The sequence below is a fragment of the Kitasatospora sp. NPDC057512 genome (assembly GCF_042802135.1).
GTDB lineage: Bacteria > Actinomycetota > Actinomycetes > Streptomycetales > Streptomycetaceae > Kitasatospora.
The window spans coordinates 1-7,482 of sequence record NZ_JBHVET010000412.1; the positions used below are offsets into that span (position 1 = coordinate 1).

Below are 7,482 nucleotides of genomic sequence, written 5' to 3' on the forward strand. Positions count from 1 at the left end.
AATGCTCCGCAGTGGCTCCCTCCTCCGCCTTGCGATGCACGCACCCCAACGCCGCCCCGCCCGCCCTCCGGGCGGACGACGGGAGTTCGAAGACACGCCCCGGCGCCCCGTTCGGCCGGATCGTCCGCCCGGAAAACGATATCGACCCCGCCGATGCTCCTGCGGAAGTACGACCCCGGCCGGCCCCCGCGCGATCCCCACAGCAGGGCAGGGAGCCGGAGCCCCACCCCCTCAGTCCTCCAACGCCTCCCGCAGCCGGGCCGCGACCTCCGCCGCCCCCGCCTCGTCCGGATACCGCCGCCGAGGCCAGAAGAACCCGCGCAGCCCGTCCTTCGGATTGCGCGGCACCACGTGGACGTGCAGGTGCGGCACCGACTGGCTGATCCGGTTGTTCGCCGCCACGAAACTGCCCGCCGCGCCCAGCCCGTGTTCGACGGCCCCCGCCACCCGCTGCACCCGCAGGAAGAACGGCCCGACCTCGGCCGCGGGCAGGTCGGCCAGCGTCGGGTGGTGGGTGCGCGGCACGACCAGGACGTGCCCGGGGAACAGCGGCCGACGGTCCAGGAAGGCCACCGCCACCGCGTCGTCCAGCACCCGGTGCGCCGGCTCCTCGCCCGCCACCACCGCACAGAAGACGCAGTCCATCCGTCCATTCAAACCACCGGCCGGCCGTCCCGGCACCTCCGCAAACCCCGGCGGGCCCGGCATCACCCGTCCGGCTGCCGCCCGGGTGCGGCCGGGGCGGTGCCGGGGGCACGGTGGCGCCGGGGGCCGGACAGCGGGCGCATCGAGCGCTCCACGAGGAGGCCCCGCGAGGAGGTGGCCCGGATGTCGGGCAAGTTCGAGGTCTATCAGGACGCCGGTGGCAAGTACCGGTTCCGGCTCAAGGCGGGCAACGGCGAGATCGTCGCCACCGGCCAGGGCTACGCCAGCAAGGACGCGGCCCACAAGGGCGTCGAGGCGGTCCAGCGGGCCGCCGACGGCGCGCCCGTGGTGGACGTTCCCAAGGCGGCCTGAGTCCCGGGGCCGGCCGGGCGCGCGGCCCGGCGCCCGACCCGTCCGGGCCGGCCGCCGGGCATCCGCCGAGCCGACCGCCAGCCAGCCGCCGGCCACTCACCGACCACCCCGCGAGAAGGCCCCCGCGGCCCCCCGCAGGCCCCCGCGGCCCCCCGCAGCCCCGGCACCTCACTCGTACCGGTACAGCAGCGCCTCCCGCTCGTACTGCTCGATCATCTCCACGGTCAGCGACTCGTCCCGCAGGTGCGAGAGCGTGACCTCCGCCGAGCTCGGCTGCGTGTCCTTGGCGAGCCAGTTCTCCGGCTTCCATGCCGAGGAGCGCAGGAAGGCCTTCGGGCAGTGCCCGTACACCTCCTCGACGGCGACCACGATCGCGCTGCGCGGCGGCTTGCCGACGGCGGTCAGCTGCCGCAGCAGCTCCGGGTCGGTCGAGACGCAGGCCCGCCCGTTGACCCGCAGCGTGGCGTCCCGGCCGGGGACGACGAAGAGCAGCCCGACCCGGCCGGTCTCCAGGATGTTGTGCAGGGTGTCCAAGCGCTTGTTGCCGGTGGCGTCCGGAATGGCCAGGGTGTACTCGTCGAGCACCGAGACCAGCCCGGCCGGCCCGCCGCGCGGGGAGACGTCGCAGCGCCCGGTGGCGTCCATGCTGGCCAGGAAGACCAGCGGGGAGCAGGCGATCAGGCGCTGGGCGACCTCGTGCAGGTGGTCGACCTGCTTGCGGCGCGCCTGGTCGCCGGGCTGCTCGTAGATCTCGCGCAGCTGGGCGGGATCGCTGAGCGCGCCCGCGTGGAGGGCGTCGAACAGGCTGCCCGGCCGGTTCGGTGCGGTGGTTGACGAAACGACAGATTCCGGTGTGGTCGTCATACCGGGAATGTAGCCGAGGCCGCTCGGTGCACCCCGCTCCCCGGGCCCCGGCAACCCTCCGTGAAATTCCGGTCCCACCCCTCCCCACCAGCGGTTTTCCGCTCATAATGGGGGCCAGGGACCACTGGCACGGGGCCCGCCGGGGCGGGGACCACCGGGTCAGGGTCAGCGTGCCCGGGCGAGGGATGCCCGGGCGCGGGACGCCAGCCGCAGCAGCTGGAGGTGGTGGTCGTGATCGTCAGGATCTGGGCCGGGCAGGTCTCGGCCGGTCGCATCGAGGAGTTCTGCGCGCACCTGGCCGCCCAGGTGATCCCGCAGCTCGGGCGGACCGACGGCTGCCTCGGCGGCGAGCTGCTGCGCTCGGTGTCCGAGGACGGGCACCGGGTGCTGGTGCTGAGCCGCTGGCGCGACGAGGAGGCGCTGCGCGGGTACGCGGGGCCGATGTGGCGGATCCGGCCGGTCTGGTCGGAGGGCGAGCTGAGCTACCTCGCCCACCCGCCGGAGGTCACCCACTTCACGTCGATCGCCGCCCCCGCGGCCCTCTGAGCACGTGGCCCTCCAGGCGCGCTCGCCCCCCCGGGCGGAGCCACGTAGCACCCCGCCGCGCATTCCCCGCAAGCCCGTGAAACAGACCACAGCCGGAGGCCCTCCCGGCGCTTGCGCCGACCGTGGCACAATGACGGCATCAAGCAGTGACGTTCAGCGCACTCCGGGGTCGGTGAAAATCCGAACCGGCGGTTACAGTCCGCGACCCGTCCGCAGCCAGCGGCCGGTTGACCAGGTGAAATTCCTGGACCGACGGTTAAAGTCCGGATGGGAGGCGTGCGCGGGCGGACGAAGAGCAGTACCCGTGGGTCCAGCGGCAGGAGACTGCCTCCCGGGCCCCGGTCAGGTGAACGACGGGAGCGGTGTCTCCCGTGCCGGGCGAGCGATCTCCCGGTGGCCTCGGCATCCCCGGCGACGGGTGTGCCCCGGGTCCGTGCGCCGGTGCCCGTCCGTGTCATCTCCCATGCCGCCCCGGAGTCCGCGCCCCAAGCGCGAGGAGAACCCGGGTGTTCACCGGCATCATCGAAGAGCTCGGCGAGGTCGTGTCGATCGAGGAGATCGGCGACTCCTCGCGGATCCGCCTGCGCGGCCCGGTGGTCTGTACGGGTGCCCGGCACGGCGACTCCATCGCGGTCAACGGCGTGTGCCTGACCGTCGTCGACAGCCCGGCGGAACTGGCCGCCGGCACCGGTGAGTTCAGCGCCGACGTGATGGCCGAGACGCTGCACCGCTCCAGCCTCGGCGAGCTGGCACCCGGCTCCCGGGTCAATCTGGAGCGCGCCATGGCGCTCGGCGCCCGGCTGGGCGGCCACCTCGTCCAGGGCCATGTCGACGCCACCGGGCGGCTGTTGAGCCGCGAGCCGGGCGAGCGCGACGCGGCGGGCGAGCTGCGCTGGGAGGTGCTGCGGTTCTCGCTGCCCGACACGATCTCCCGCTACCTGGTGGAGAAGGGCTCGATCACGGTCGACGGCGTCAGCCTCACCGTGGTGGAGGCGGCCGAGGACAGCTTCACCGTCAGCCTCATCCCGACCACCCTCGCGCTGACCACGCTCGGCGCCAAGGCCGTCGGGGAGGGCGTCAACCTGGAGGTGGACGTGCTCGCGAAGTACGTCGAGCGCCTCCTGGAGTCCCGCACCCTGCCCAACTTCCCGAACCTGCCCGACTTCCCGAACCTGCCCAACCGCCCGAACCCGTCCGACCTGTCCACCCCGTCCGGCCTGCCGGTCGACGGAACCCCGGGGGAGTCCGAATGAGCTGGCTCAGCGGCGAGGCGTTCACCGTCCTCGGCGAACACGTCAAGTGGGCCGACATGTTCGGCAACATCCTCGGCCTCGGCGGGCTCGCGCTCGGCTGGCGCCGCTCGGTCTGGAGCTGGCCGGTCCAGCTGCTGTCCGGCGCGGTGCTGATCGCCGCCTACCTCGGCGGCCACGTCCCCGGCCTGATCGGCAAGCAGCTGATCGTGATCGTCACCGCCGCCTGGGGCTGGGCGCAGTGGCAGCGGGGCCGCCGCGACGGCGGCACGATCGCCGTACGGTTCGCGAGTTGGCGCGAGCGGATCGCGCTGGCGGCGGGTACGGCGGCCGGCACGGTCGGGCTCGCCCTGCTCTTCACGTCCTACCCCAGCCTGTCCTGGAGCCCCTGGTCGGACGCCTACATCTTCGTCGGCACGCTGGCCGCGATGGTCGCCCAGGCCCGCGGCTGGGTGGAGTTCTGGTTCGCCTGGATCGCGGTCGACGCGGTCGGCGTGCCGTTCGCCTTCAACAGCGGCTACACCTTCTCCGGCCTCACCTACTCCGTCTACTTCGTCCTGGTGCTGCTCGGCCTGCGGTCCTGGTGGCTGAGCACCCGTGAGCCGCGCGCCAAGTCCGCCACCGCCCCGCAGGGAGCCACGGTATGACCGAGATGACCGAGAACCAGTCCACCAGCGGCGCCGCCGGGCCCGGGCCCGAGTCCGACCCCGAGCTCGTCCTCGACCCGGTCGAGCGGGCGATCGCCGACATCGCCCTCGGCCGCGCCGTGGTCGTGGTCGACGACGAGGACCGCGAGAACGAGGGCGACATCGTCTTCGCCGCGTCCGCCGCGACCGCCGAGCTGATGGCCTTCACCATCCGCTACAGCTCCGGCGTGATCTGCGCCCCGATGACCGGCGAGGAGCTGGACCGCCTCAAGCTCCCGCCGATGACCCAGGTCAACGAGGACCGCAAGGGCACCGCGTACACCGTCTCGGTGGACGCCCGGGAGGGGGTCGACACCGGCATCTCCGCCGCCGACCGCGCCCGCACCGTACGGCTGCTCTCCTCGCCCGGCACCGAGCCCGGCGACCTCACCCGCCCCGGGCACGTCTTCCCGCTGCGCGCCGTCGAGGGCGGCGTGCTGGTCCGCCCCGGCCACACCGAGGCCGCCGTCGACCTGGCCCGGCTCGCCGGGCTGCCGCCGGCCGGCGCGATCGCCGAGGTGGTCAACGACGACGGCACCATGGCCCGGCTGCCCGAGCTGGTCGCCTTCGCCCGCGAGCACGGCCTCGCGATCATCTCCATCGAGGACCTGATCGCCTACCGCCGGCGCACCGAACTGCACGTCGACCGGGCCGCCGCGACCGCCCTGCCCACCGTGCACGGGGAGTTCACCGCCGTCGGCTACCGGGGCACCATCGACGGCGTCGAGCACCTCGCACTGGTGGCCGGCGGCCTGGACGCGGAGGGGCGGCTGCCGGACGGCGAGGACGTCCTGGTGCGGGTCCACTCCGAGTGCCTGACCGGTGACGTCTTCGGCTCGCTGCGCTGCGACTGCGGCCCGCAGCTGGAGGCCTCGCTGCGGCGGGTCGCCGAGGCCGGGCGCGGCGTGGTGCTGTACCTGCGCGGCCACGAGGGGCGGGGGATCGGCCTGGCCCACAAGCTGCGCGCGTACGAGCTGCAGGAGCGGGGGCGGGACACCGTCGACGCCAACCTGGACCTCGGCCTGCCCGCGGACGCCCGCGACTACAGCATCGCGGCCCAGATGCTGGTGGACCTCGGCGTCCGCTCGGTCACCCTGCTCACCAACAACCCGCGGAAGCTGACCGCGCTCACCGAGCACGGGCTCAAGGTCAAGGGGCGCGAAGCGGTCGAGATCGCGCCCGGCGAGCACAACCTGCGCTACCTGCGCACCAAGCGCGACCGGATGGGCCACGACCTGCCCGGCCTCGGCTCCTGAAGCCACACACCTCCAGCAGAACCAGCGACGACACCAGAGAACGGAAGAGAACATGAGCGGTCACGGAGCCCCCGAGCTGACCATCGACGGCGCCGCCGACCTCAAGGTCGCCGTCGTCGCCGCCCAGTGGCACGACACGGTGATGAACGGCCTGCTGGACGGCGCCCACCGCGCGCTCAAGGAGCTGGGCGTCGCCGAACCGACCGTGCTGCGGGTGCCCGGCACCTTCGAGCTGCCGGTCGCCGCCAAGCGCCTCGCCGAGCGCGGCTACGACGCCGTGGTCGCCCTCGGCGTGGTGATCCGCGGCGGGACCCCGCACTTCGACTACGTCTGCCAGGCGGCCACCAGCGGCCTCACCCAGGTCAGCGTGGACACCGGCGTCCCGGTCGGCTTCGGCGTGCTGACCTGCGACAACGAGGAGCAGGCGATCGACCGCGCCGGTCTGCCCGGCTCCGCCGAGGACAAGGGCCACGAGGCGGTCACCGCCGCCGTCGCCACCGCCGTGGCGCTGCGCGCCGCGCTCTGACGCGGGGCCGCCCCAGGCCCGTCCGGTCCCGGGGCGTGGACGTCCACCCGACTGTCCACGCTCCGGGACCGTTTACCGTCCGTCCGCCCGCACGCCGTAAGGTGGCCCCATCATGGCTTCGAAGACATTCGAGGAGCTCTTCGCCGAGCTCCAGCAGAAGGCCGCCACCGGCGACCCCTCGTCCTCCCGTACCGCGCAGCTCGTCCAGCAGGGCGTCCATGCGATCGGCAAGAAGGTCGTCGAGGAGGCCGCCGAGGTCTGGATGGCCGCCGAGTTCCAGACGGACGAGCAGACGGCGGAGGAGATCTCGCAGCTCCTCTACCACCTCCAGGTGATGATGATCGCCCGCGGACTGACGCTCGACGACGTCTACAAGTACCTCTAGACACCCCCGCTCTCCCGAGCACCCCCATCCTCCGAACAGGTAAGGAAGCAACCTCCCATGCTGCGCATCGCCGTCCCCAACAAGGGTTCTCTCTCGGGTCCCGCGGCGGAGATGCTCCATGAGGCCGGCTACCGCCAGCGGAAGGATCCCAAGGAGCTCGTCCTCGTCGACCCGAACAACGACGTGGAGTTCTTCTTCCTCCGCCCGCGCGACATCGCGGTGTACGTGGGCTCCGGCCGCCTCGACGTCGGCATCACGGGCCGCGACCTGCTGCTGGACTCGCACTCCAACGCCGAGGAGGTGCTCGCCCTCGGCTTCGCCGGGTCGACCTTCCGCTTCGCGCGCCCCGAGGGCGTGGACGTCGAGGACGTCAAGGGCCTGGAGGGCCTGCGGATCGCCACCTCGTACACCGGCCTGGTCGAGCAGCACCTGGCCGACCACGGCGTGAAGGCGACGGTCACCAAGCTGGACGGCGCGGTCGAGACCGCGGTGCAGCTGGGCGTCGCCGACGTGATCGCCGACGTGGTGGAGACCGGCACCAGCCTGCGCAACGCCGGCCTGGAGGTGTTCGGCGAGCCGATCCTGGTCTCCGACTCCGTGGTGATCCGGCCCAAGGGCGCGGGCGAGGACACCCGGGTGGAGCAGTTCCTGCGCCGCCTCCAGGGCGTGCTGGTGGCCCGCCGCTACGTGCTGATGGACTACGACATCCGCGCCGAGAAGGTCGGTGCCGCCGTCGCGCTCACCCCGGGCCTGGAGTCGCCGACCGTCTCGCCGCTGCACACCGAGGGCTGGGTCGCGGTGCGGTCGATGGTGCTCCGCAAGGAGGCCCAGCAGATCATGGACGACCTCTGGGGCATCGGCGCCCGGGCCATCCTGGTGACCAACATCCACGCCTGCCGCCTCTGACCCGCCCGCCCGAGCGCGGGTAAAGAACGGTTCAATGGGGCGGGGA

10 protein-coding genes and 1 riboswitch are annotated in these 7,482 nt (G+C 73.0%); of the genes, 8 read left to right on the plus strand and 2 right to left on the minus strand.

The window, feature by feature from the left end:
* Positions 1–231: 231 nt before the first annotated feature.
* Positions 232–645 (minus strand): HIT family protein, encoded by a 414-nt coding sequence (locus tag ACFU6K_RS24540; protein WP_380666387.1) that lies wholly within the window; start codon positions 643–645, stop codon positions 232–234.
* Between the two features lie 183 nt (positions 646–828).
* On the opposite strand from ACFU6K_RS24540, the gene ACFU6K_RS24545 reads away from it, so the two are divergent.
* Positions 829–1,017 (plus strand): YegP family protein, encoded by a 189-nt coding sequence (locus tag ACFU6K_RS24545; RefSeq protein ID WP_380666389.1) that lies wholly within the window; start codon positions 829–831, stop codon positions 1,015–1,017.
* Between the two features lie 168 nt (positions 1,018–1,185).
* Here ACFU6K_RS24545 and ACFU6K_RS24550 read toward each other — a convergent pair whose 3' ends face one another.
* A complete protein-coding gene (locus ACFU6K_RS24550; RefSeq protein ID WP_380666391.1) occupies positions 1,186–1,881 on the minus strand; it encodes an MSMEG_1061 family FMN-dependent PPOX-type flavoprotein in 696 nt (231 codons plus the stop codon).
* Positions 1,882–2,112: 231 nt separating this feature from the next.
* Between ACFU6K_RS24550 and ACFU6K_RS24555 the strand changes: the two genes are divergently transcribed.
* From ACFU6K_RS24555 to hisG, 7 genes are all read left to right on the plus strand, one after another.
* Complete coding sequence (locus ACFU6K_RS24555; protein WP_380666393.1) at positions 2,113–2,427, plus strand: antibiotic biosynthesis monooxygenase family protein; 315 nt, start codon at positions 2,113–2,115, stop codon at positions 2,425–2,427.
* Between the two features lie 155 nt (positions 2,428–2,582).
* A riboswitch (FMN riboswitch) is annotated at positions 2,583–2,710 on the plus strand.
* Between the two features lie 223 nt (positions 2,711–2,933).
* The gene (locus ACFU6K_RS24560; protein WP_380666395.1) at positions 2,934–3,680 is read left to right on the plus strand and encodes a riboflavin synthase; all 747 of its coding nucleotides are present in this window, start codon (positions 2,934–2,936) and stop codon (positions 3,678–3,680) included.
* A complete protein-coding gene (locus ACFU6K_RS24565; RefSeq protein ID WP_380666397.1) occupies positions 3,677–4,324 on the plus strand; it encodes a nicotinamide riboside transporter PnuC in 648 nt (215 codons plus the stop codon). Before ACFU6K_RS24560 ends, ACFU6K_RS24565 begins: the two co-directional genes overlap by 4 nt.
* A 5-nt stretch (positions 4,325–4,329) precedes the next feature.
* Entirely contained in the window at positions 4,330–5,619 is a 1,290-nt protein-coding gene (locus ACFU6K_RS24570; protein ID WP_380666405.1) for a bifunctional 3,4-dihydroxy-2-butanone-4-phosphate synthase/GTP cyclohydrolase II, read from the plus strand.
* A gap of 52 nt (positions 5,620–5,671) precedes the next feature.
* Positions 5,672–6,145 carry a 6,7-dimethyl-8-ribityllumazine synthase gene (gene ribH / locus ACFU6K_RS24575; RefSeq protein ID WP_380666399.1) on the plus strand — a complete coding sequence of 158 codons (474 nt, stop codon included), beginning with the start codon at positions 5,672–5,674 and terminating at the stop codon, positions 6,143–6,145.
* A 112-nt stretch (positions 6,146–6,257) separates the two neighbouring features.
* Positions 6,258–6,530: a phosphoribosyl-ATP diphosphatase gene (locus tag ACFU6K_RS24580; protein ID WP_380666401.1), complete on the plus strand. Its 273-nt coding sequence runs from the start codon at positions 6,258–6,260 to the stop codon at positions 6,528–6,530.
* A gap of 57 nt (positions 6,531–6,587) precedes the next feature.
* On the plus strand, positions 6,588–7,436 hold the full coding sequence (hisG, locus tag ACFU6K_RS24585) for an ATP phosphoribosyltransferase (RefSeq protein ID WP_380666403.1): 849 nt from the start codon (positions 6,588–6,590) through the stop codon (positions 7,434–7,436).
* The last annotated feature ends 46 nt before the right edge of the window (positions 7,437–7,482 follow it).

Excerpts from the sequence above, each read along its gene's own strand:
- ACFU6K_RS24565 (WP_380666397.1), top strand. The coding sequence starts at position 3,677 with ATGAGCTGGCTCAGCGGCGAGGCGTTCACCGTCCTCGGCGAACACGTC.
- ACFU6K_RS24540 (WP_380666387.1), bottom strand. The coding sequence starts at position 645 with ATGGACTGCGTCTTCTGTGCGGTGGTGGCGGGCGAGGAGCCGGCGCAC.
- ACFU6K_RS24580 (WP_380666401.1), top strand. The coding sequence starts at position 6,258 with ATGGCTTCGAAGACATTCGAGGAGCTCTTCGCCGAGCTCCAGCAGAAG.
- ribH (WP_380666399.1), top strand. The coding sequence starts at position 5,672 with ATGAGCGGTCACGGAGCCCCCGAGCTGACCATCGACGGCGCCGCCGAC.
- hisG (WP_380666403.1), top strand. The coding sequence starts at position 6,588 with ATGCTGCGCATCGCCGTCCCCAACAAGGGTTCTCTCTCGGGTCCCGCG.
- ACFU6K_RS24570 (WP_380666405.1), top strand. The coding sequence starts at position 4,330 with ATGACCGAGAACCAGTCCACCAGCGGCGCCGCCGGGCCCGGGCCCGAG.
- ACFU6K_RS24545 (WP_380666389.1), top strand. The coding sequence starts at position 829 with ATGTCGGGCAAGTTCGAGGTCTATCAGGACGCCGGTGGCAAGTACCGG.
- ACFU6K_RS24550 (WP_380666391.1), bottom strand. The coding sequence starts at position 1,881 with ATGACGACCACACCGGAATCTGTCGTTTCGTCAACCACCGCACCGAAC.